General features: G+C 75.6%; 19 protein-coding genes. 6 read left to right on the top strand and 13 right to left on the bottom strand.

Annotated features, from left to right (window positions below; translation table 11 throughout):
• Positions 1 to 71 precede the first annotated feature (71 nt).
• From DSZ44_RS00090 to DSZ44_RS00070, 5 genes are read left to right on the top strand one after another with little or no spacing between them, the layout of a single operon-like run.
• Complete coding sequence (locus DSZ44_RS00090; protein ID WP_110850572.1) at positions 72 to 1,568, top strand: cytochrome ubiquinol oxidase subunit I; 1,497 nt, start codon at positions 72 to 74, stop codon at positions 1,566 to 1,568.
• 11 nt (positions 1,569 to 1,579) lie between these two features.
• A complete protein-coding gene (gene cydB, locus DSZ44_RS00085; protein ID WP_110850571.1) occupies positions 1,580 to 2,656 on the top strand; it encodes a cytochrome d ubiquinol oxidase subunit II in 1,077 nt (358 codons plus the stop codon).
• Complete coding sequence (cydD, locus tag DSZ44_RS00080) at positions 2,657 to 4,342, top strand: thiol reductant ABC exporter subunit CydD (protein ID WP_110850570.1); 1,686 nt, start codon at positions 2,657 to 2,659, stop codon at positions 4,340 to 4,342.
• Positions 4,339 to 6,204, top strand: coding sequence for a thiol reductant ABC exporter subunit CydC (gene cydC / locus DSZ44_RS00075; RefSeq protein ID WP_110850569.1), 1,866 nt, complete (start codon positions 4,339 to 4,341; stop codon positions 6,202 to 6,204). Before cydD ends, cydC begins: the two co-directional genes overlap by 4 nt.
• Positions 6,201 to 7,913 carry a sensor histidine kinase gene (locus DSZ44_RS00070; protein ID WP_220035046.1) on the top strand — a complete coding sequence of 571 codons (1,713 nt, stop codon included), beginning with the start codon at positions 6,201 to 6,203 and terminating at the stop codon, positions 7,911 to 7,913. The genes cydC and DSZ44_RS00070 overlap by 4 nt, the downstream gene beginning before the upstream one ends.
• Before the next feature lie 143 nt (positions 7,914 to 8,056).
• Here the strand turns inward: DSZ44_RS00070 and DSZ44_RS00065 are convergent, their stop codons facing one another.
• Positions 8,057 to 8,671: a response regulator gene (locus DSZ44_RS00065; protein WP_110851262.1), complete on the bottom strand. Its 615-nt coding sequence runs from the start codon at positions 8,669 to 8,671 to the stop codon at positions 8,057 to 8,059.
• Between the two features lie 294 nt (positions 8,672 to 8,965).
• Between DSZ44_RS00065 and DSZ44_RS00060 the strand changes: the two genes are divergently transcribed.
• On the top strand, positions 8,966 to 10,369 hold the full coding sequence (locus DSZ44_RS00060; protein ID WP_220035045.1) for an aldehyde dehydrogenase family protein: 1,404 nt from the start codon (positions 8,966 to 8,968) through the stop codon (positions 10,367 to 10,369).
• A gap of 7 nt (positions 10,370 to 10,376) precedes the next feature.
• On the opposite strand, the gene mutM is transcribed toward DSZ44_RS00060, so the two are convergent.
• From mutM to DSZ44_RS00005, 12 genes are all read right to left on the bottom strand, one after another.
• Positions 10,377 to 11,501, bottom strand: coding sequence for a bifunctional DNA-formamidopyrimidine glycosylase/DNA-(apurinic or apyrimidinic site) lyase (mutM, locus tag DSZ44_RS00055; RefSeq protein ID WP_110850568.1), 1,125 nt, complete (start codon positions 11,499 to 11,501; stop codon positions 10,377 to 10,379).
• Positions 11,502 to 11,509: 8 nt separating this feature from the next.
• Complete coding sequence (rnc, locus tag DSZ44_RS00050; RefSeq protein ID WP_110850567.1) at positions 11,510 to 12,226, bottom strand: ribonuclease III; 717 nt, start codon at positions 12,224 to 12,226, stop codon at positions 11,510 to 11,512.
• Positions 12,226 to 12,813, bottom strand: coding sequence for a YceD family protein (locus tag DSZ44_RS00045; protein ID WP_110850566.1), 588 nt, complete (start codon positions 12,811 to 12,813; stop codon positions 12,226 to 12,228). The genes rnc and DSZ44_RS00045 overlap by 1 nt, the downstream gene beginning before the upstream one ends.
• A gap of 178 nt (positions 12,814 to 12,991) precedes the next feature.
• Positions 12,992 to 13,483, bottom strand: coding sequence for a hypothetical protein (locus tag DSZ44_RS00040; RefSeq protein ID WP_110850565.1), 492 nt, complete (start codon positions 13,481 to 13,483; stop codon positions 12,992 to 12,994).
• Positions 13,480 to 13,968: a pantetheine-phosphate adenylyltransferase gene (coaD, locus tag DSZ44_RS00035; RefSeq protein ID WP_110850564.1), complete on the bottom strand. Its 489-nt coding sequence runs from the start codon at positions 13,966 to 13,968 to the stop codon at positions 13,480 to 13,482. The genes DSZ44_RS00040 and coaD overlap by 4 nt, the downstream gene beginning before the upstream one ends.
• Positions 13,965 to 14,573, bottom strand: a complete 609-nt coding sequence (rsmD, locus tag DSZ44_RS00030; RefSeq protein WP_110850563.1) for a 16S rRNA (guanine(966)-N(2))-methyltransferase RsmD — start codon at positions 14,571 to 14,573, stop codon at positions 13,965 to 13,967. Before rsmD ends, coaD begins: the two co-directional genes overlap by 4 nt.
• Positions 14,574 to 14,583: 10 nt before the next feature.
• The gene (locus tag DSZ44_RS18650) at positions 14,584 to 14,712 is read right to left on the bottom strand and encodes a hypothetical protein (protein WP_258369114.1); all 129 of its coding nucleotides are present in this window, start codon (positions 14,710 to 14,712) and stop codon (positions 14,584 to 14,586) included.
• A complete protein-coding gene (locus tag DSZ44_RS00025) occupies positions 14,709 to 16,247 on the bottom strand; it encodes a DUF6297 family protein (RefSeq protein WP_110850562.1) in 1,539 nt (512 codons plus the stop codon). The genes DSZ44_RS18650 and DSZ44_RS00025 overlap by 4 nt, the downstream gene beginning before the upstream one ends.
• A complete protein-coding gene (locus DSZ44_RS00020) occupies positions 16,244 to 16,930 on the bottom strand; it encodes an ABC transporter ATP-binding protein (protein WP_110850561.1) in 687 nt (228 codons plus the stop codon). The genes DSZ44_RS00025 and DSZ44_RS00020 overlap by 4 nt, the downstream gene beginning before the upstream one ends.
• A 10-nt stretch (positions 16,931 to 16,940) precedes the next feature.
• Positions 16,941 to 17,294: a hypothetical protein gene (locus tag DSZ44_RS00015; RefSeq protein ID WP_110850560.1), complete on the bottom strand. Its 354-nt coding sequence runs from the start codon at positions 17,292 to 17,294 to the stop codon at positions 16,941 to 16,943.
• Between the two features lie 8 nt (positions 17,295 to 17,302).
• On the bottom strand, positions 17,303 to 19,609 hold the full coding sequence (locus DSZ44_RS00010; protein WP_110850559.1) for an ATP-dependent DNA helicase RecG: 2,307 nt from the start codon (positions 19,607 to 19,609) through the stop codon (positions 17,303 to 17,305).
• Complete coding sequence (locus DSZ44_RS00005) at positions 19,606 to 21,108, bottom strand: DAK2 domain-containing protein (RefSeq protein ID WP_110850558.1); 1,503 nt, start codon at positions 21,106 to 21,108, stop codon at positions 19,606 to 19,608. Before DSZ44_RS00005 ends, DSZ44_RS00010 begins: the two co-directional genes overlap by 4 nt.
• Positions 21,109 to 21,483: the final 375 nt, after the last annotated feature.

The following is a 21,483-nucleotide window of genomic DNA, read 5'->3' as shown; positions in this document are numbered from 1 at the left end:
GAGAAATTCTCCTGATTCCTACGGTAAGGAGGTGCCCGGTCGGGGCACCTTCACGACCGAGGAGAGCCGCAGTGGAAGCGCTGGACCTGGCCCGCTGGCAGTTCGGGATCACGACCGTCTACCACTTCGTCCTCGTCCCGCTGACGATCGGGCTCTCCCCCCTCGTCGCGATCATGCACACGGCGTGGCTGAGGACCGGCAAGGCGCACTGGCACCGCCTGACGAAGTTCTTCGGCAAGGTGCTCCTCATCAACTTCGCCCTCGGCGTGGCCACCGGCATCGTCCAGGAGTTCCAGTTCGGGATGAACTGGTCGGAGTACTCCCGCTTCGTCGGGGACATCTTCGGCGCGCCGCTCGCGATCGAGGCGCTGGCCGCCTTCTTCCTCGAGTCGACCTTCCTCGGGCTGTGGATCTTCGGTGAGGGCAAGCTGCCGAGGTGGCTGCACAACGCGTGCATCTGGGCGGTCGCCGTCGGCACCTCGCTGTCGGCCTACTGGATCCTCGCGGCCAACTCGTGGATGCAGCACCCCGTCGGCGCGGTCTACAACCCCGACACCGGCCGCGCCGAGCTCGACGGCGTCGGCGGCTTCCTCGAGGTGATGACGAACAACACGCTCGTCGCCGCCTACGCCCACACCATCACCGCCTCCTTCCTCGTCGCGGGCACCTTCGTCGCCGGCATCTGCGGCTGGTGGATGGTGCGCGCCGCCCGGTCGGGCGACACCGACGAGGCCCGCCAGGTGTGGCGTCCCGGCGCCTACCTCGGCCTCGTGGCGACGCTCGTCGCCGGCCTCGGCGTCATCGCGAGCGGTGACGTGCAGGGCAAGCTCATGTACGAGCAGCAGCCCGGGAAGATGGCCGCCGCCGAGGCGGTCTGCCAGGGCGGTGAGGGCGTGGGCTTCTCGCTCCTGTCGATCGGCATCCCCGGCAGCAACGACTGCGAGGACATCCACCACGTCCTGGAGATCCCCTTCCTCACCTCCTTCCTCGGCACCGGCGCCTTCACCGGCCCCGACAGCTACCTGCCCGGGGTCGCCGACGTCCAGGCCCAGCAGATGGAGCTCTACGGCCACCTCGACAGCGTGGACGAGGACACCGAGCTCTACCCCAACCTCTTCATCTCCTTCTGGAGCTTCCGGCTCATGATCGGCCTGGCCGCAGGCTCCGCCGCCCTCGCCGTGGCCGGCTTCTGGCTGCTGCGCAAGGGGCGGATCACCGACTCGGTGTGGTTCTCGCGGCTGTGCCTCGTGGCCCTGCCCATGCCCTTCCTCGCCTCGAGCTTCGGGTGGATCTTCACCGAGATGGGCCGCCAGCCCTGGGTGGTCCACCCCAACCCGGCCAACCCTGTGGACCAGGTCATGCTGCTCACCACCGACGGCGTGTCCACCGTCGTGCCGCCCGGCACCGTCCTCACCTCCCTCGTCGTGTTCACGCTGCTGTACGCGGCGCTCGGTGTCGTGTGGTTCCGGCTCATCCGGCGCTACGTCCGGGAGGGCATCGCCCCCGTCGAGCCGGCCGGTCCCGACCGGGACGAGCAGCCCGAGCCGACCCTGTCCTTCGCGTACTGAGGAGCCCCACCGTGGACCTGCCCCTGCTGTGGTTCGTGCTCATCGCCGTCCTGTGGACCGGCTACCTCGCCCTCGAGGGCTTCGACTTCGGCGTCGGGATGCTCCTGCGCACCTTCGCCCGGGACGAGAGGGAGCGTCGCGTCCTGCTGCGCACCATCGGGCCGGTGTGGGACGGCAACGAGGTGTGGCTGCTCACCGCCGGCGGCGCGACCTTCGCGGCCTTCCCCGAGTGGTACGCGACGATGTTCTCCGGCTTCTACCTGCCGCTGCTCCTCATCCTCCTCGCCCTCATCGTCCGGGTGTGCGCGCTGGAGTGGCGCGCGAAGATCAACGACCAGGTGTGGCGCGACCGCTGGGACTGGGCACTGACCTTCGGCTCGTGGCTGCCCTCGATCCTGTGGGGCGTGGCCTTCGCCAACCTCGTCCAGGGCATGGAGATCGAGCTCGTCGACGGCACCCACCAGCTCACCGGCGGCTTCTTCTCCCTCCTCACGCCCTTCACGCTGCTCGGCGGGCTCGTCACCCTGGGCCTGTTCCTCACCCACGGCGCGATCTTCGTCGCGCTCAAGACCGCCGGGCCCATCCACGTGCGCGCCGCGCGCCTGGCCCACCGCCTGTCCATCGGCTCGGGGATCGTCGCCCTCGTGTGGGTGCTGTGGGCGCAGGTCCTGCACTCGACGACCGTCCTCACGCTCCTCCCGGCCGCCGTCGCCGCCCTCAGTCTCATCGGCGTCATCGCCGCCACCCGCCGGGGCCGTGAGGGCTGGGCCTTCGCCCTGCACACCGCCGGGATCGTCGGCGCCGTCGCCTTCATCTTCACGACGATGTTCCCGAACGTCATGCCCTCCTCGATCGACCCGGCCTTCTCGCTGTCCATCACCGAGGCCGCCGCCACCGGGCCCACGCTCACCGTCATGAGCATCGTCGCGCTCGTCTTCGTGCCGGTCGTCCTCGGTTACCAGGGGTGGACGTACTGGGTGTTCCGCAAGCGGGTGTGGGTGAGCGACATCGTCGGTGACGAGGGGCTGCACCCCACCGAGGAGCGCAGTGTCGGGACGGCTGCCGGGCCGGGCACGGGTCGGCGCTAGGTGAAGCCGCTCGACCCGCGGCTGCTGCGCCACGCGCGGGCGGCGCGCCGCTACATCGCGCTCACCACGGTCCTCGGCCTCGCCTCCGCCGGGCTCGTCGTCGCCCAGGCGCTCCTCGTCGCTCACGCGGTCGCGCCGGTCGTCGACGGGGACGCGGGCTGGGCGCAGGTCGCTCCCCTCGTCGGCTGGTTCGCCGTCGTCGCCCTCGCCCGGGTGCTCGTCACGGTGGTGCAGGAGTCGCTCGCCCACCGGGCGGCGGCCGACGTCGTCGCCGAGCTGCGCGCGACCGTGCTCGCCCGCTCCGTCGCGCTCGGCCCGCGGGGGCCGCGCGAGCCGAGCGAGGTCGTCACGCTCGTGACACGCGGCCTGGACGACCTCGAGCCCTACTTCGTCCGCTACCTGCCCCAGCTGCTCCTCGCGGCGACGCTGACCCCGGCCACGCTCGTCGTCGTCGCCGGCCTGGACCTGGGCTCGGCGGCCATCATCGCCGGCACGATCCCGCTCATCCCGGTGTTCATGTGGCTCATCGGCGTCCTCACCCAGCGCTTCGCGGCGGACCGGCTCGTCGCGATGCAGCGGCTGGGCGCCCAGCTCCTCGACCTCCTCGCGGGCCTCTCCACCCTCAAGGCGCTCGGCCGCGAGCACGGTCCCGGCACCCGGGTCCGGGCGCTGGGCCGCGCCTACACCCGCACGACGATGAGCACCCTCAAGGTCGCCTTCCTCTCCGGCGCGGTCCTCGAGTTCCTCGCCTCGATCGCCGTCGCCCTCGTCGCGGTGACCGTGGGCATGCGGCTCGTCTACGGGGACCTCGACCTCACGACGGCCCTGGCGGTCCTCATGCTCGCCCCCGAGGCCTACCGCCCGGTCCGCGAGGTCGGCGCCCAGTTCCACGCCTCCGCCGACGGCCTTGCCGCCGCCGAGCAGGCCTTCGCCGTGCTCGAGCAGCCGCTGCCGCCGGCCGGCACCCGCCCCGCCCCCGCCTTCGGGGGGCTCGTGCTCGACGACGTCGGGGTGCTCGCCCCCGGACGCGACGTCGTCGCTCCGGCCGGGTTGTCCGCGCACGTCGCGCCGGGGCGGGTCACCGCGCTCGTCGGCCCGTCCGGCGGCGGGAAGACGACGACGGCGATGCTCGTCCTGGGGCTGCTGCGCCCCGACAGCGGCCGCGTCCTCGTCGTGCCGGGCGGCGGGCGCGAGCCGGTCGACCTGGCGGGGCTCGACCCGGAGTCCTGGCACGCGCAGGTCACCTGGGTGCCCCAGCGGCCGGTCCTCGTGCCGGGGACCGTGGCCGACGCCGTCGTCGGGGAGTCCGGGGAGGTGGACGGGCGCGCGGAGGCCGCGGCGAGGGCCAGCGGCCTCGACGAGGTCCTCGCCGCGCTCCCGCAGGGCTGGGCCACCCCCCTCGGCCAGGGCGGCACGGGCCTGTCCCTCGGCCAGCGGCAGCGCGTGGCCCTCACCCGTGCGCTGCTCGACCCGGCCCCGCTCGTCGTCCTGGACGAGCCCTCCGCCCACCTCGACGCCGCCTCCGAGCAGCGCGTGCTCGACGTCGTCGCCGCGCTGCGCGAGCAGGGCCGCGCCGTCCTCGTCATCGCCCACCGGCCGCGGCTCGTGGCGATCGCCGACGACGTCGTCGAGGTGCACAGCTCGGTGCGCGAGCCCGCTGTGGCGGCCGCCGGAGGTGCGGCATGAGCCTGCTGCCCCTGTCCCCCGCCGAGCGGCGCGCGCTGCGCCGCGCCGTCGACCTCCTCGACCTCGACCGGTGGCGCTTCCTCCTCGCCGTGCTCGCCGGCACGGCCGGGCTGGGCAGCGCCGTCGGGCTGTCCGCGACGGCCGCCTGGCTCATCGCCCGCGCCTCCCAGATGCCGCCCGTCCTCGAGCTCGGTGTCGCCTCCGTGGCGGTGCGGACCTTCGGCATCGCGCGCGGCCTCATGCGCTACGTCGAGCGGCTGGTCTCCCACGAGGTCGCCCTGCGCGGGATGGCGACGCTCCGCGAGCGGGTCTACACGACCCTCGCCGACGCCCCCACCGACGTCGTGTCCGGGCTCCGGCGCGGCGACGTCCTCGCCCGCACGGGCGCCGACGTCGACGCCGTCGGGGACGTCGTCGTGCGCGCCCTGCTGCCCGCCGCCGTGGCCGCCGTCGTCGGGACCGGCACCGTCATCCTCGTCGCCTGGCTGCACCTCGGGATCGGCGCGGTGCTCGCCGCGTGCCTGCTGCTCGCCGGCGTGGCCGCGCCGCTGCTCACCATGCGCGCGGCCCGCCTGGACGAGCTCGCCCGGGCGCGGGCGCGCACCGAGCTCACCGCGGGGGCGATGGCGATGGTCGAGGGCGCCGCCGAGCTCACGGTGTCCGGTGGGCTGCCCCGCGCCCGGGCCGCGCTCGCGGGGACCGAGCAGCGCCTCGCCCGCACGAAGGACGCCGCGGCCCGGCCCGCCGCGCTGGCCGCCGGCACCGACCACCTCGCCATGGGCCTCGCCGTGCTCGCCGCCCTCGTGCTCGGCGTGCACGCGACGGTGGCGGGGACGATGGAGGCGGTGGAGCTGGCGGTCGTCGTGCTCACGCCGCTCGCCGCCTTCGAGGGCACCGCCCTGCTCGGGCCGGCCGCCGTCCAGCTCGTCCGCTCCGCCGAGGCGGCCGTGCGGGTCACCGAGCTGCTCGACGGCGCCGGGGCGGGGCCGAGCGCCGGGAGCGGCCCCGCCGGTCGGGTCGAGGAGGCCGCGGGTGCCGCGGACGCCGGTGCGCCGTGGGCCGCGACCGGCGCAGGCGCGACCCGCGCGGGGGCGGGCGAGGCCTCGCCCGCCGCCGGCGGCGCGCCCGTGCTGCGGGCCCGGGACCTCGCCGTCGGCTGGCCGCGGACCGGGATCGTGGCCGAGGGCCTGGACCTCGAGGTGCGGCCGGGGCGCAGCGTCGCCGTCGTCGGCCCCAGCGGGATCGGCAAGACCACCCTCCTGCTCACCCTCGCCGGCCTGGTCCCCCCGCGGCGCGGCGAGGTCCGCATCGGCGCCGGCCCCGTCGCCGAGCTGGACCGGCGCACCGTGAGCGGCGCCGTCGTCCTCACCGCCGAGGACGCGCACGTGTTCGGCACGACGGTGCTCGAGAACCTGCGGGTCGCGCGCGGCGACGTGAGCCCGGCGGAGGCCGTGGAGCTGCTGGGCCGCGCGGGGCTCGCCGAGTGGCTCACCGCCCTGCACGACGGCGTCCACACCCTCCTCGACAGCGACGCGACCTCCCTGTCCGGCGGTGAGCGCCGCCGCCTCCTCCTGGCCCGTGCCCTCGCCAGCCGCGCCCCGCTGCTCCTCCTCGACGAGCCGGGCGAGCACCTGGACCCGGCCACCGCCGACCGCCTCGTCGGTGACCTCCTCGCCACCCGCGACCAGGGCCGCGGCGTCCTCCTCGTCACCCACCGCCTGGCGCCGCTGGCGGCCGCGGACGAGGTCGTCGTGCTCGGCGCGTCGCAGGGACCGGCTACCGTGCTCGCGAGAGGAACTCACGAGCACCTCCTCCAGACGCTGCCCCGCTACCGGTGGGCCGTGGAGCAGGAGGCGCGGTGAGCACGCCCACGCAGGGAGCGAGGATCGTCATGCCGGACCGGGAGGCACGCGCGAGGCTGCTGGACGCCGCCATCGGGCTCACCTCGAGCCTCGACCTCGACACCGTCCTCAAGGGATTCGTCGACGGCGCGAGCACCCTGACCGGCGCGCGCTACGCGGCCCTCGCCGTCCTCGACAACCGCGGCGACACGGCCACCTTCGTCCAGCACGGCGTCGACGAGGAGACCGAGCGGCGCCTGGGCCACGCCCCCCACGGCCACGGCATCTTCGCCGAGATCCCCACCCACGGCCACCTCCTGCTCGACTCGATCACCGACCACCCCGCCTTCGGTGGCTGGCCCGCCGCCCACCCCCACATGGACGGCTTCCTCGGCGTGCCGGTGCGCATCCGCGAGCAGGTCTTCGGGCGGCTCTACCTCGCCGACAAGCCCGGCGGCTTCACCGAGGACGACGCCCGCGCCATGGAACAGCTCGCCTCCGCGGCCGCCGTCGCCGTCGTCAACGCCCAGCGCTACGCCGATGCCCGCGACCGCGAGCGCTGGGTGGCCGTCAGCCAGGAGATCACCAGCCGGCTCCTGTCCGGCACCGAGGAGGAGGAGGCGCTCGAGCTCATCGCCGCCAAGGTCCGCGAGGTGGCCCGCGCGGACGCCGCCCTCATCGTGCTGCCCTCCGTGGGCGACACGTGGATGTGCGAGATCGCCGACGGCGAGGGCGCCCATGACGCCATCGGAGCCGTCTTCCCCCCGGAGGGGCGTGCCCGCACGGTGCTGGCCAACGGCGTGGGGATGATCGTCGACTCGATGTCCCGCGCCCGCTCCCTGCGGGTGCCGCAGCTCGCGCGCTACGGCCCCGCGCTCTACGCCCCGATGATGTCCCAGGGTGTGGGCCGCGGCGTGCTCATCCTCCTGCGGCTGCAGGGCGGGACGGAGTTCACGCCCGCCGAGCTCGAGGTCGCCGAGGTCGTCGCCACGCAGGCCGCCGTCGCGCTCGAGCTGGCGGCCGCCCGGCACGCCGAGGACGTCTCCTCGCTCCTCGAGGAGCGCCAGCGCATCTCCCGCGACCTCCACGACCTCGCCGTCCAGCAGCTCTTCGCCACCGGCATGCAGCTCGAGACCGTGCGGGTGGCCGCCGTCGGCAACCCGGACACGGCGTGGATCGCCGAGAGCCTGGAGGACGCGCTCACGAGCGTCGACGAGAGCGTGCGCCAGATCCGGTCCATCGTCCACTCCCTGCGTGAGCCGGACGAGGCCGTCGGGCTGGTCGAGCGGCTGCGGCGCGAGACCTCCCTCGCGCGCACCGGGCTCGGCTTCGCGCCCTCCCTCCTCATCGCCGTCGACGGACGGCTCGTGCGGGACGGCGACGACGACCTCGACCTCGCCGCCTCCCCCGCCGAGCTGCTCGACGCCCGCGTGGACGACGACATCGCCGACGACGTCGTCGCCGTCGTGCGCGAGGGGCTGGCCAACGCGGCCCGCCACGCGCGCGCGTCCTCGGTGCAGGTGCGCGTCACCGTCCGCGGCTCCGGCGTCCACGGGCGGGTCGCGGTCGAGGTCGAGGACGACGGCGTGGGCGTGGACCGCGCCTCCACCCGCCGCTCGGGGCTGGACAACCTCGCCGTGCGGGCCCGCCGCCACGGCGGCACCTTCTCCCTGGGCCGCAGCGACTCCGGCGACGGCACGCTGCTGTCCTGGCAGGTCCCGCTCACCTGAGCGGAACCCGCCGAGCCGCGAAAAGACGCCCCCACCCTCCCCGCGAGTACGCACCTACGGTCACCCCGAGCGCCGCGTAGGCGCGGGCTGGTGACCGTGTGTGCGTACTCGGCGAAGGGAGGCGCCTGCCGCTGCGCGGCGCTCTAGGCGCGCCAGCCCTTGGCGCGCTGGCCGGCGACCCAGGCGGCCACCTGGGTGCGGCGCTGGAGGCCCATCTTCGCCAGCAGCGAGGTGATGTGGTTCTTCACCGTCTTCTCCGCGACGCCGAGCTTCTCCCCGATCTCACGGTTGGACAGACCGTCGCCGATGAGGTCGAGGACCTTGCGCTCGGAGGGGGTGAGGTCCGCCGTCGGGTCGTCGTGGTCGGCGCGGCGGCGGGTGACGGTGCGGTCGTCCAGGAGCGTGCGCCCGGCGGCGACGGCCTTGATGACGTCGGCGATCTCCGCGCCGCGCACCGTCTTGAGGAGGTAGGCGCGGGCGCCGGCCTCGAGGGCCTCGGCAAGGGCGTCGTCGTCGTCGAAGGACGTGAGGACGACGGCGCGGGCCTCGGGAACCGTCTCACCCAGGGCACGGATGATGTCGATGCCGGTGCCGTCGGGCAGCTGGAGGTCGACGAGGAGGATCTCGGGCCGCACGAGCGGTGCGCGGCGCAGCGTCTCGGCGACCGAGCCACCCTCCGCGACGACGGTCAGCCCCTCGGATCTGTCGACGATCTCGGCGATGCCGCGTCGCACCACCTCGTGGTCGTCGATGATCATCACGCGGATGTCGCGCTGTCCGGAGAGGGTCTGCTCGCTCACGCCTCGACCCTAGCGCGCCCGGCCGCGCGGACGGGCGTGGCTCGACAGTGTCGCCCGTTTCGCCGCGCCCGTCCTCGGCCCTGGCGACACGACCCTGCGACCCCCGGTACCACCGTGCGCCCCGTCGACGGGGAGCACGGCGCACCACCGGGCGCATGGTCGGCGGGCGGTGGCCGGACCAGCTTCCTGGTGCGCCGGGCGGGCCGGGTGGACGACGTGAGCGCGGCGGCGCTGCCCGCGTACCCTCGCGAGGTGACCAGCGCCCCCACGCAGACCTCCGCCACCGCCGTCGTCGTCCAGCGCGTGCGCGAGCGCTTCGACACGGGAGTGACCCGGCCGCTGGCGTGGCGCCTGGAGCAGCTGGACCGGCTGGCCGCGCTGCTCACCGAGAACGCCGGTGAGATCGAGCGCGCCCTGCGCGCGGACCTGCACAAGTCCCCCACCGAGACGCACCTCACCGAGATCGGTGTGCTCCTCGAGGAGATCCGCCACACCCGCAGGCACCTGCGCCGGTGGCTCGCGCCGCAGCGGGTGAGCGTGCCGTGGCAGTACCAGCCGGCGCGCGCCTCGCTCGTGCTCGAACCGCTCGGGGCCGTGCTCGTCATCGCGCCGTGGAACTACCCGGTCTTCCTCCTCCTCGGCCCGCTCGTCGGGGTGCTGGCGGCGGGCAACACCGCCGTCCTCAAGCCCTCGGAGCTCGCGCCGCGCACCGCCGAGGTGCTCGAGCGGCTCGTCCCCCGCTACCTCGACGGCGTCGCGGTCGTCACCGGCGGCCCGGAGCGGACCACCGAGCTGCTCGAGGAGCGCTTCGACCACATCGTCTTCACCGGCGGGGGCCGGGTGGCACGGATCGTCATGACGGCGGCGGCCCGGCACCTCACGCCCGTCACCCTCGAGCTCGGGGGGAAGTCCCCCGCGTGGGTCGACGCCACCACCGACCTTCCCGCGGCGGCCCGGCGCATCGCCTGGGGGAAGCTCGTCAACGCCGGCCAGACCTGCGTCGCGCCGGACTACCTCCTCGCGCCGCCCGACGTGGCCCGGGCCCTGGAGCCGCTGCTCGCGCGGGAGATCCGCGCCATGTACGGCGCCGACCCGGCCGCCAGCCCGGACTACGGGCGGATCGTCACCACCGAGCACGCCGCACGGCTGGACCAGATGGTGAGCGAGTCGGTCGCGGCCGGCGCGCGCGTCGTCGTCGGCGGGAAGGCGGACGTCGCCCGCAGGTACGTCCCCCCGACCGTGCTCGCCGACGTCACCCCCGACTCCCCCGTCATGGCCGAGGAGATCTTCGGGCCGGTCCTGCCGATCGTGGCGGTGCCCGACCTCGACGCCGCGATCGCGCACATCCGCAGCGGGGACAAGCCGCTGGCGCTGTACGCGTTCACCGCCGACGCGGACGTGCAGGCCCGTCTGCTGCGGGAGACGTCGTCGGGCGCGGTGGGTCTCGACGTGCCACTCGTCCAGGCCTCGATGCCGTCCCTGCCCTTCGGTGGCGTCGGCGCCTCGGGGACGGGCGCGTACCACGGTGAGGCCTCGGTGCGGGCCTTCAGCCACACGAAGCCGGTGGTGCGCAAGCCGCTGCTGCCCGACACGCTCGGCGCGATCCGACCGCCCTTCACCGCCGTGCGACGAGCGCTGGCGCGGCGGCTGCTCTGAGGTCGGGTCAGCCGCGGGAGGGGCGCTGGCAGCGCGGGCAGAAGGTCGAGGACCGGCCCATGAAGGACTCGCGGCGCATCGGCGTGCCGCAGCGCCGGCACGGTTCACCGGCCCGGCCGTAGGCGTCCAGCGAGCGCGCGAAGTAGCCGCTGGCGCCCTCGACGTCGACGTAGAGCGCGTCGAAGGACGTGCCGCCGGCGGCCAGGGCCTCGCGCATGACGGCCTCGGACGCGTCGAGCAGCTCGAGCGCCGCGCGCTGGGTGAGGCGGTCGGTCGCGCGGCGCGGGTGGAGGCGGGCGCGCCACAGCGCCTCGTCGGCGTAGATGTTGCCGATGCCCGAGACCAGGGACTGGTCGAGCAGGGCACGCTTGACCTCGGTGCGGCGCTGCCGAAGCCGGCGGGCCCAGGCCGCGCGGTCGAGGTCCGGGTCGAGCGGGTCGCGGGCGATGTGGGCCGCGGGCTCGGGCAGCGCGGGGACCGGTGAGCCCTGCCCGCCGGGCCGGCCGTCGGCCGTCGGGACGAGGTCGGCGACGAGCAGGTGGCCGAAGGTGCGCTGGTCGACGAACCACAGCCGGGCGCCGTCGTCGAGCCGCAGGGCGACGCGCAGGTGCCGCTCGGGGTCCGAGGGGACGCCGGGCGCGGCGGTAAGCGCGCTCTCGGCGGTAGGTGCGCTCTCGGCGGTAAGTGCGCCCTCGGCGGTAAGTGCGCCCTCGGCGGTAAGTGCGCTCTCGGCGGTAAGTGCGCTGTCGGCGGTAAGTGCGCTGTCGGCGGATGCTCCTGGGGCGGCGGCGGGGAGCGGGAGCGGGGGCGGGGTTGGGGGGTGGACGAGGTGCTCGGGCGGGGGCAGGGTGAGAGCGGTGTCCTCGCGGCGCACGAGGAGCTGACCGCTCATGCCGAGGTGGACGAGGAGCGCCTCCTCGGCGTCGTCGTCGAGGACGAGCCACAGGTACTTGCCGCGGCGCACCGCGGCGGACAGCGTGCGCCCGGCGAGCCGGCCGGGCAGGTCGAGCGCCCCACCCGCGTGCCGGCGCACCGCACGGGGATGGTGGACGACGACGTCCTCCACCCGCCGGCCGAGCACGTGCCGGGCCAGCCCGTCGCGGACGGTCTCGACCTCGGGCAGCTCAGGCATCGGCGCTCTCAGGCACCCTGCGCGAGGAGCCGGGTGTAGGCGTCCTCCGCGGCCTGCTGCTCGGCCACCTTCTTCGCCGTCCCGGCGCCGGTGCCCCAGGCCTCCCCGGCGACGATGACGGTCGCGGTGAAGCTGCGCGCGTGGTCGGGCCCGGTCCCCACGACCTCGTAGGTCGGGGCGGGCAGCCCGCGGGAGGCGACCAGCTCCTGGAGGCTCGTCTTCCAGTCCAGCCCCGCGCCGAGCGTGGCGGCCTGCGCGAGGAGGCCGGCGACCAGCCGCTCGATCATCGCGCGGGTGGGCTCGAGCCCGTTGCACAGGTAGGCCGCCCCGATGAGGGCCTCCACGGTGTCGGAGAGGATCGAGTCCTTCTCCCGCCCGCCGGTGACGAGCTCACCGCGCCCGAGGAGGATGAAGTCACCCAGCCCGAGCTCGCGCGCCACCCCGGCCAGCGCCCGCTGGCTCACGGTCGCGGCCCGCATGCGGGCGAGGTCGCCCTCGGCGGTCTCGGCGTTGACGCGGTAGAGCCGCTCGGTGACGACGAGGCCGAGCACCGTGTCCCCGAGGAACTCCAGGCGCTCGTTGGTGGGGATGCCGCCGGCCTCGTGGGCGAAGGAGCGGTGGGTGAGCGCGAGGACGAGGAGCTCGGGATCGATGTGGATGCCGAGGCGCTCGAGGAGCACGTCGACGTCGTCACGGGCCGGGCCGGCGCTCACCTTCCGGCCCATCAGCGGTCCTCGCCGTCGGTCCCGTCCGCGGCGTCGTCGTCCCCGCCCGCTGCCAGGCCCGCGAGCGCCGCCCAGCGGGGGTCGACGTCCACGTGCTCGTGGTCGGCGGGCAGGTCGTCGAGCCGCTCGCCGCAACCGGCGCACAGGCCGCGGCAGCCCTCCTCGCACAGCGGGCGGAAGGGCATCGCGGTGACGACGGCGTCGCGCACGACGGGCTCGAGGTCGAGCAGCTCACCCTCGAGCTCGAGCATGTCCTCGGCCTCCTCGTCGCCGTCGGCGAGGGCGGCCTTCCGGGCGCCGGGGTAGAAGAAGAGCTCGTTGACGTCGACGGCGCGCGACTCGGTGATCTCGCGCAGGCAGCGGGAGCACTCGCCCTGGAGCTCGACGCCGGCGTCACCGGAGACGAGCACGCCCTCCATGACGGCCTCGAGCCGCAGGTCCAGGCGGATGTCCGAGCCGGGCACGACCCACATGACGGCGGTGCCGAAGTCCTTGGGGGCGGGGACCGCGCGCTCCACCGTCCGCAGCGTCCCGGGCTGGCGCGCGAGGTCGTGGGTGCTGATCACGAACGGTGATCGGGGGTCCATGGTCACTCCTGGTGAGACGGCGGGCCTGCGGGCAACCGGCCAGCCCGCGGCCGCTCCACGTTACCCCACCCCTCATCATCGCAACTGGTGACCTGCCCGACACGGCAAGCGCTTGCCGGCGTCGTCGGACCCACCAGCTGCGACGTTGCGGGACGGGGCAAGGGGCGGGCGGGGCGGGTCAGGGTTCCGGGGTGGGGTCCTGGGTCGCGAGGCGGTCGCGGCCGGCGCGGACCTGCTTGGTGATGGCGCCGAGGTCGATCTCGAACTGGGCGAGCTGGCGGTCGCAGTAGTCGTTGGCGTCGCGGGCCAGCTGGGCGGCCCGCTCCTCGGCCGCGGTGATGACCTGCTCGGCGCGCTGGCGGGCCATCTCGACGACGCTCTCCTGCCCCACGAGTCGCTCGGCCTGCTCCTCCGCCTCCTGGAGGATGCGCGCCGCTCGCTCGCGGGCGTCGGCGAGGACGTCCTCCGCGCCCGTGAGGACGTCGTCCGCGGCCTGGATCTCGCCCGGGACCACGGCCTTGGCCGCGGCGATGAGGTCGAGCGCCTCGGCGCGGTTGACCAGCACGGACGCGGACATCGGCATCTGCCGGGCCTCGGTGACGAGCGAGGCGAGCTCGTCGAGGATGGCGATGAGCGAGGCGCCGTCGTGGTCCTCGGCGGGGGCGGTCATTGCGGTCCTCCAGGGTGGGGGAAGGCCTCGCGCAGCGCGTGCGCGACGGCGGGTGGGACGAGGTCGGAGACGTCCCCGCCGTGGCGGGCGACGTCCTTGACGAGGGAGGACGCGACGTGCGCGAGCGCGCCGTCACCGACGAGGAAGACCGTCTCGATCCCGGACAGGTGCCGGTTCATCAGGGCCATGGGCTGCTCGGCGTCGAAGTCGGCCCCGCCGCGCAGGCCCTTGACGACGGCGGCGGCACCCACGCGGCGGCAGTAGTCGGCGAGCAGACCGTCGACGACGTCGACGCGCACGTCCATGCCCTCGACGGCCTCGCGGGCGAGCGCGACGCGCTGCTCGAGCGCGAAGAGGTAGCTCTTGCGGGAGTTGTGCGCGACGGCGAGGACGACCTCGTCGAACATCCCCCGGGCACGGCGCACGACGTCCAGGTGCCCGAGGGTGACGGGGTCGAAGGAGCCGGGGCAGACGGCCAGGCTCATCGCTGCTCCCCCGCCCGCTCGCCCATGTCGGTCACGGTAACCGCCTCCTCGCCGGGCACGGTGGAGGCGAACCACAGTGTCGTGTCGCCGTAGCGGCGCTCGTCGGTGCGCTCGAGCTCCGGCGGCCACGTGGGCTCGGGGCTGCGGCGCGAGCGCTCGACGACGACGACGGCGTCGGGCGCCAGCCACGCCGTGAGGGCGGCGAGCACGTCCCCCAGGTCGGTCTCGGTGACGTCGTAGGGCGGGTCGACGAGGACGAGGTCGTAGGCGGTGCTCGGCGCGCCCATGAGGTGGCCGCGGGCGGTGCCGCCGACGACGACCACGCTGTCCTGCAGCCCGAGCACCGCGACGTTGCGCCGGCACGCGGCGGCGGCGGGCTTGGCGGAGTCCACGAGCGTGACGCTCACGGCGCCCCGGCTGGCGGCCTCCAGCCCCAGCGCGCCGGAGCCGGCGTACAGGTCCAGCACGCGGGCGCCGTCGACGACGCCCTGGTGCTCCAGCCGCGAGAACAGCGCCTCGCGCACCCGCTCGCTCGTCGGGCGCGTGGGCCCCTTGGGGACGGTGAGCGTGCGCCCGCCCGCTGCCCCGGACACGATCCTCGTCACGGCACCGACCCTACGCCGCGACGCCGACGTCGCCCGCCAGGCTGACGACGGCGGCGACGAGCAGCACCGCGACGACGACCATGGCGGCGACGACGACGGCCACCGCCCACGCCACCCAGCGCGGCAGACCGGGCTTCACGACCGCTCCCGGCGGCGAGCCGGCCGGACGGCGAGGACGACGGCGAGCGCCGTGAGCGCGACCTGCAGTCCGAGGAGCACCGGCGTCACCGCTCCGACGAGGACGGCGACGAGCAGCGGGATCGACCCGAGCACGACGACGTCGGGGCCGGTGTTGGCGATCGTCGCCATCCCGGGCGGGAAGACGCCCATGGGCGTGACGATGAGCGGGCCGGAGAAGTCGGCCTGCGGCCGGTAGGCCGAGCGGACCGCTCCCCCGGCCCACACCGGCGCGGCGAGCAGGCCGAGCGCGAGCCAGCCGGCGACGTCGTCGTAGTTCCGGCCGAGGACCGCGAAGACGGGGACGGTCCACCCGAGCATGGCCGCCGCCGGGACGGCGAGCCGCCACAGGCGCACCGTGCGCTGGGAGACGGGCAGGAGGGCGTCGACGGCGGGCACCGCCTCCGCGTCCCGGGCGCCCTGGGCGGTGGTGAGCGCGGCGACCCACGCCCCGGCGACGACGAGCAGGGCGGTGAGGAGCGCCGGCAGGGACGGCACGAACGGGGCGAGGAGCGCGAGGGCCGCGCCGCAGCCGAGCTGGACCAGCCGCCGCGGCGCGCGCAGGAGCAGGCGCGCGTCGGCCACGGCCAGGACGACACCCGGCCCGAGGGCGCGGACAAGGACCGGCACGGCCCGCAGCCGCGCCGAGCGGCGGCGCCGGCCCCGCCGGGGGTCGGTGTCCAGGGCGCGGCCCAGCGCGCGGGTGTCCATCGTCAGCGAGGCGCCGCGCAGCTCCACCGTGGCGGCGCCCCGCTCGCGCAGCTCGGTGTCGTGGACCCGCGGCAGCGAGCGCAGGGCGGCGACGCCGGCGAGCACGGCCAGCCCGGCGGCCGCGGCGGCCGGCCACCACGCGCCACTCACGGTGAGCGGGCCCGGCGGGGCGAGCGCGAGCACGAGGGCGGCGACGGGCACGAGCGCGAGCAGGAGGTCGCCGGCGGTGCCGGCCACCCGCCGTCGGCCGGCCGCCTCGAGGGGCACGAGCGCGAGGGCGAGGGCCGCGCCCAGCCCGAGCCCGGCGAGGGCCGCGGCGGCGGCGTGCCCGGCGGTGACGGCGGGGTCGAGCGCGAGGACGAGGAGGAGGCCGGTGACGGCGCCCGTGGTCGCCGAGGCGACGGTCGGCGCGACCAGGGAGGGCCGCAGGAGGGAGCCGCGCTCCCCCGGCAGCGGCAGCCACCACGCCGTCTGCGCACCGCCCAGCGACACGGGGCCGGTACGCGCGAGCAGGCCGGTGGTCACCCCGAGGACGGCGACGGCGAGGAGGACGGTGATCCAGGCGGTGTCGAGCGCGGTGGACGGCGGGGCGCCCGCACGCAGCAGGCCCTGGCTGCGGGCGAGCGCGGCGACCATCGCGACCGTGACGGCCAGCGTGAGGAGGATCGTGTAGACGTCGGAGAGCAGCTCCCCCACGCTCGTGCTGCTGCGGGCGCGCAGCACGAGCCGGGTCCAGCGGCGCATGGCGCCACCGCTCGGGTAGCCCTCGGCGCCCGACGTGTTCACAGGGCGGCGATCGCCGCGGCGCCCGCGGCCGGGTCGAGGACGCGGACGCCGTCGTCGTGGAGGAGGACGACGCGTGTGGCCGCCCGCTCGACGAGCACGGGGTCGTGGGAGGCGACGAGGACGGCGCCGCCGTCCTCGCGCTCCTGGACGAGCATCTCCGCCAGCCGGTTGCGCATGCCGGCGTCCAGGCGCTGCTCCGGCTCGTCGAGGACGAGCAGGGAGCGCGGGCGGGCGAAGGCCGCGGCGAGCAGCACCCGGCGGCGCTGGCCGGAGGACAGGGCCGAGGGCAGCGCGTCGGCGCGGTCGGTGAGCCCGAACTCCTCGAGGAGGTCGGCCACGACCTCGCGGGCCTCGGGCACGCGGTGCCCGACGGCCGTGAGGAGCAGGTGCTCGGTCACGGTGAGCGCGGGGAAGAAGGCGTCGTCACCGAGCACGCTAGCCACCGCGGCGCGGACCTCGCCGGTACGCGGGTCGGGAGCGCTGCCGAGCAGTGTCACCTCACCGCCGAGCGGCTCCTGCAGCCCGAGGGCGGTGCGGAGGAAGGTCGACTTCCCGGTGCCGTTGGCGCCGATGACGGCGATCCCGTCGCCGGGGCGGACCTCGAGGTCGACGGGCGCGCAGACCGGGTCCTCGCCGTAGCCGACGCTCAGGGACCGGGCGCGAAGGAACGGCTCGTCGGGCATGGGGGCGAGCCTAACGGCCGGGCGGTCCGCCGCCGTCGGCGTCCCGTGGCCCGAGCAGCCATGTCCCTCGGCTCGACAGGGCCACGTGACCGGGCGGGACGTCCGCCTTCGCCAGCTCGGCCTCGAGGTGGGTGGCGAGCAGCGAGATGGCGCCGTCCCCGGTGTCCCGCGAGGGCCACAGGTCGGCGACGTCGGTGGCCGCGCCGGCGACGAAGGCGTCGACGTGGCGAGGGTCGACCGCGGCGGTGAGCTCGACGCCCGGCCACCGGTCGACCGTGCACGTGAACCGGACGTCGGCCCGGTGCGCCGTCACGACGAGGCCGGCACGCTCGAGCAGGTCCCGCTCGCGGGAGGTCGCGTCCACGGCCCGCCTCACGCCCGGTCGAGGAACTCGGCGCGCTCGGGGTCGAGCTGCTCGGTGATCGCCGCCAGCAGCGCCGGGTGGTCCAGGAGCATGCGGTCGCGGTCGACGAGCGCGCGCGCGTCCCAGCGGGCCTTCTCGATGGTCGTCGTGTCGGTGAGCACCCGCAGCAGCCGCAGCGAGCTGCCGCGGCCGGACTGGGCGGCGCCGAGGATGTCGCCCTCGCGGCGCTGCTCGAGGTCCACCTGGGCGAGCTCGAAGCCGTCGGTCGTGCCCTCGAAGGCCCGCAGGCGGGTCATCGCCGGCGTGCCCTCCTGAGCCGTGGTCCACGCGAGGCAGGTGCCCGGGCGGGCGCCACGGCCGATCCGGCCCCGCAGCTGGTGGAGCTGGGAGATGCCGAAGCGGTCGGCGTCCATGATGACCATGACCGAGGCCTCGGGGACGTCGACACCGACCTCGACGACGGTGGTCGTCACGAGAAGCGGCACCTGCCCCGAGGCGAAGGCGGCCATGGTGGCCTCCTTGTCCTCCGGCGACATCCGCCCGTGCAGCTCCCCCACGGCGACGCCGTCGAGGACGGGATGCTCGCGCAGCAGCGCGGCGACCTCGTCGACGGCGGCGAGCGGCCGGGCGGGCGTGGCGCCACCGCGCCCTCCGCCGGCGGCACGTGCGCTGTCGGCGGTACGTGCGCTGTCAGCGGTACGTGCACTGTCGGCGGTACGTGCGCTGTCGGCGGTAAGTGCGCTGTCGGCGGGGTCGGGGGTATCGGCGAGGAGGTCCGCCTCGACGTCGTCGTCCTGGGAGGTGATCCGGGGGCACACGACGTACACGCGTCCGCCGTCGTCGATCTCCTCGCGGGCCAGCTGCCACGTGCGCTCGGTCCACCGCGCGTTCGTGGCCGGGGCGAGGAAGGTGCGGATGGGTGAGCGGCCGGCCGGGATCTCCCGGAGCGTGGAGGTCTCGAGGTCCCCGAAGACGGTCATCGCGACGGTGCGCGGGATGGGGGTGGCCGTCATGACGAGCAGGTGCGGGGCGGTGGCGGCCTTCGCGCGCAGGGCGTCGCGCTGCTCGACGCCGAAGCGGTGCTGCTCGTCGACGACGACGAGGCCGAGCTCGGCGAACTGGACGTTCTCCGAGAGCAGGGCGTGGGTGCCGATGACGATCCCGGCCTCCCCGGAGGCGGCCGCGAGGAGCGCCGCCTTGCGTGCGGCGGCCGGCATGGCGCCGGTGAGCAGCGTGACGCGGGTGCCGTCCTCCGCGCCGCCGAGCATCCCGGCCTCGGCGAGCGGGCCGAGCAGGCCGGTGATCGAGCGGGCGTGCTGGGCGGCGAGCACCTCGGTGGGGGCGAGCAGAGCGGCCTGTCCCCCGGCGTCGACGACCTGGAGCATGGCGAGGAGCGCGACGACGGTCTTGCCCGAGCCCACCTCGCCCTGGAGCAGCCGCTGCATCGGCCAGGGCCGGGCGAGCTCGGTGGACAGCTCGGCGACGACCTCCTGCTGGCCCTGGGTGAGGGTGAAGGGCAGCCGCGCCTCGAAGGCCTCGCGGATGCCGCCCGCCCGCGCGGGGCGGGCGGTGGCGGCGGTGGCCTCGGCCTCGGCGCGCCGCACCGCGAGCGCGGTCTGGAGCACGAAGGCCTCCTCGTAGCGCAGCCGCTCGCGGCCGCGGCGCCAGTCCTCCTCCGAGCCGGGGGCGTGGACCAGGCGCAGCGCCTCCAGGAGCGTGGGCAGCTTCTCGCGCTGCAGGATGCTGAACGGGACCGGGTCCGGGACGTCGGCCTCGTGGAGCGGCTCGAGCACGGTCTGGACCGCGCCGCGGATCCGCCACGTGGGCAGCGCCGCGCTCGCCGGGTAGAAGGGGATGGGCCGCGACTGCTCCAGCGCCGCCGCCTCGGTGTCCTCCTCGTCGTCGACGAAGCGGAAGTCGGGGTTCTTGAGCATCCGCCGCCCGCCGAACTCCTCGACGGTGCCGGTGAACAGCCCCACCCGGCCGCCGCGCAGCTGCTTCTCCCGGCTGGCGAGCAGGCCGCGCCCCCCGAAGAAGCGCAGCAGCAGCTCGCGGCGCTCGTCACTGACCGTGACGTCGAGCATCGCCGTGCGGGGGTTGCGGGTGGAGCGCATCGAGGTGCGCACGACCATGGCGTTGACCGTGACGTGGTCCCCCACGGGCAGGTCGGTGAAGTCGGTGAGCCTGCCCGGCTCCCCGTAGCGGCGCGGGTAGTGCCGCAGCAGGTCCCAGGCCGTCTCGATGCCGAGCTTGGCCAGCGCCTTGGCGGTGCGGTCCCCGACGAGGCGGGGCAGCGGGGTGGTCAGGGCGGTCACTGGACCCCCAGGAGCAGCTCGGGCTCGTGGACGCCGGCGCCGAGGACGAGGACCTCGGCGTCCGGCGCGACGGCGAGGACGGCGGTGCGCAGCCGGTCGGCGACGTCCGTGGTGCCGGTGCCGACGACGGCGGTGACGAGCTCGTCCGCCGGCCGCACGAGCCGGGCGACCGTCTCCTCGAGACCGGCGACGGCGCAGGTGGCCGTGCGGACCCGGCCCGCGACGTCGTCGGCCGCGGCGAGCCGCTCGGTGGCCGGCGGCCCGGGGTGCTGCTCGGCGGCCACGGCGAGGACGCCGGGCTCGGAGCGGGTGGCGGCGACGGCCACCCGCTGCGGGAGCAGCGGCCCGTCACCGAGGACGCGGGCGGCGAGGGCGGCCGACTCCTCGTCGCAGGGCAGGAGCAGGACCTCCCGCGCGCCGGCGTCGACCACGCCGCGCTCCAGACCCGCGGGGTCGGGGTGGAGGACGACGACGGCGCCGGTGGCGGCGAGCGGCGCGACGAGCCCCGGCAGGCGGGTGCAGGCGACGACGCCGGAGGCCGGGGCGGTGAGCGAGCGGACGCACACCTGCTCGGCGCCGTCGGCCAGGACGGCGGTGGGGTCGGCGGTGTGGACGTGGACCTGCCACAGCCCGCGTTCTTCGGCCCCCTCGCTGCCGCCGACCACGGCGACCGACTCCCCCGCGGCGTCGAGGCGGGCGCGCAGGGCGGCCGCCTCCCGCGCCGTCGTGTGCAGCACGTACATGACCTCGAGGTCCCCGACGCCGCTGCCCTCGGCGCCGACGACGCCCGCGCCGAGCGCGCAGGCCGCCTGCCCGGCGGCCGGGCGGGGCGCGGGGAGGCTCGCGAGCGCCTCCCGGGCGCGGGCGGTGGCCGGGGCCCCGCCGTCGACCACGGCCGCGAGCGCCTCGAGCAGGATGGTGTAGCCCGCCGCGCCGGCGTCGACGACGCCGCGCTCGGCGAGGACGGGGAGCTGGCTGCGGGTGTCGGTGAGCGCGCGGGCGGCACCCTGCACGGCGGCGGTGACGACCCCGCTGAGGCTCCGGTCGGTCGCCTCCTCCGCGGCGCGCGCGGCGGCGGTGGCCACCGTGAGGACCGTGCCCTCGACGGGGCGCGCCACGGCCTGCCGGGCGTCCTGGGCGGCGGCGGTGAGCGCGGCTGCCGCGGCCGGGCCGTCGAGGGCGTCCCGCCCGGCGACCGAGCGGGCGAGGCCGCGCATCGCCTGGCTGAGGATGATCCCGGAGTTGCCGCGGGCGCCGACGAGGGCGCCGCGAGCCGCGGCGGCGGTGAGCGTGGTGAGGCCGGCGTCCGGACCGAGGCGGCCGGCGGCGCGCGCGGCCGCGGCGAGGGTGAGGACGAGGTTGGTCCCGGTGTCCCCGTCCGGGACGGGGAAGACGTTGAGGACGTCGACCTGCCGGCGGACGGCGAGGAGGGACCTCAGCCCCTGCTCGAACCAGCGGCGCACGTCCGCGGGTCCGAGCGCGGTGAGCGTGTCCGCCACGTCCGTCCTCCCGGGTATCGTCGATCGCGGTCCAGGTTAGTGCCCGCCTCTGACGTTGATGATGTAACGGCCTCAGCGGGGGTCTGACCCAGCCACTGACTGACGCCTCTTTGTGGGGGTTGTCTTCGACATGATCCGTCGGCCTTCGCCGGGGCCTGTAACGCATGCCGGCCAGGTGGACATGACCTAATAGGAGCTCGACCAAAAGTCCCATCAACGTCTTGTCTGCCCACCTGGCCGGTGTGCCTGTCCCCTGGAGGAAGGCAACACCATCATGACCAGTGAACGAGTCGATGTCATCGCCGGTGTCGACACTCACGCCGAGACCCATCACGTGGCGGTGATCGCCGCGACCGGTGCGCGACTTGGCGATGC

The organism is Georgenia satyanarayanai (genome assembly GCF_900116375.1).
Lineage (GTDB): Bacteria > Actinomycetota > Actinomycetes > Actinomycetales > Actinomycetaceae > Oceanitalea > Oceanitalea nanhaiensis.
This window is presented reverse-complemented; position numbering and strand designations above follow the sequence as displayed.